Below are 1,715 nucleotides of genomic sequence, written 5' to 3' on the forward strand. Positions count from 1 at the left end.
GCTTCAATGGCCGCATTGAGCGCGAGTAAGTTCGTTTGCTCCGCTATTTCACGAATCGTCGCTAAGATAGACGCGATTTGCTGACCATGCTCTTCAAGCTCACTGATGATAGACACAGCGCTTGTTAGCTCAGTAGCGAGGTCATTGATCGATGATTGGCTTTTAGCCATCTGTTGGAAGCCTTGCTCGCTCAACTCCACCGAATGAGTCGCACTTTTTGCCGTACTCTCAGCATTCGTGGCGATTTCCGCTGTTGCTGTCGCCATTTCTGTCACAGCCGTTGCCACCATCGTGATCTCATCTTGTTGCCTGCTTACACTATCACTGCGCTTCATCGCACTGGTATTAGCATGCTCGGCACCGCTGTTCATCGCGGTAGAAACTTGAGTGACGTTTTGCATCATTTGATGGAGCCGATCAACGAAGACATTAAACTTATCGGCAAGTTGACCCACCTCATCTTGGCTCGACACTTGTAGTCTTTGTGTGAGGTCGCCTTCCCCTTCCGCAATATCAGCTAATGCTTCACTCACTCGCCCTAGTTCAACTAATTGACGAGCCACAAACCATGAGGTTGCTACAGCCATAACGATCAATACAATCAAACCTGTGGTGATTTGGCTAATCAACATATCGAACAGGGGCTGCTCTAGTACGTCTTTATCCATTTCAATCACAAGTAACCAGTCTGTGCCTTTAATCGGCTCAGCCATGATGACTCGCTCGGCACCATCCACTTGAGTAAAGATCGTCGTCAAGTTTTGCGCAGCACTGTTCAAGCCAGACACACTCAGCTCTGGCGCAATATCATTGACTTGTTTCAGAATGAAATCTTTATTTTGATGAGCAACGACCGTCCCTTGCTTATCAATCAGAATCGCACGCCCATTCCCCGGAACCTGAATGGCTAATACGTCTTCAATCAATTTGTCCAATGCCAAGTTTGATGCCACAACACCGATGATCGATCCATTCTCGGTCACTGGGTCTGTCAGTGTCACCACCAAGGTTTGCATCGTCACACTTACATACGGCTTTGTTGTCACCGCTCGATTCTCAGCTAAGGTTTGTTTATACCAACCTCGGACTCTTGGGTCATAGCCCGCTTTATTCAATGAAGGGTCATGACGGAACATCTCACCTTCTTTGTTACCGTAATAACTCAATCCAAACCCACCAGATACCAAGGTTTGACGTAAATGAGGAACGATATCTATTGAAGGGTTAAGCTGCACTTGTTGCTTAAGCCCGTGTACTGCTTGTTTCTTATCATAAAACCAGTCACTGATGCCCTTAGCATGAGCTTGAAGTGTATTGCGACTTTCACTTTCTATTGCTTGCCAGCTGTTTGTTTGAAAAGTCTTATAACCCATGAAAAGAAGAATGGCAGATGTAACAGCAATCGCCAAAACTACAGAGAAAACCATTTTCCTCTTTAGAGTAAATTGCATATTTAAGAACCTCTTATAGAACAATTAAAGAAATATAAAGAGGGACACTATCACTCATACGCATGTTTTAATTAGGGTTATCCCATAAAAAAATGAAACAAATTGAGCATTATGGTTAATTGTGACTTTGATTTATTTACCGGTCTATCAACAAAGGTTCAACTTAGGATCTCATCAAAATAGAGTGGGTCTATGAAAGGTAAAGGGGAGAAATGAAGAGGCAAGGATGAAGAAACCAAAAACGAAAAAACCAGCCACTAGGGC

Annotated in this window: 1 protein-coding gene; it reads right to left on the minus strand. The window is 44.1% G+C overall.

Features of this window, described 5'->3' with window-relative positions:
• Nucleotides 1–1,427, minus strand: a 1,427-nt coding sequence (locus tag AB4496_RS26110; RefSeq protein ID WP_372132797.1) for a methyl-accepting chemotaxis protein, incomplete at its 3' end; no start/stop codon positions are given.
• Nucleotides 1,428–1,715: the final 288 nt, after the last annotated feature.

Source organism: Vibrio sp. 10N.222.46.A1 (assembly GCF_041473595.1).
Lineage (GTDB): Bacteria > Pseudomonadota > Gammaproteobacteria > Enterobacterales > Vibrionaceae > Vibrio > Vibrio tasmaniensis_A.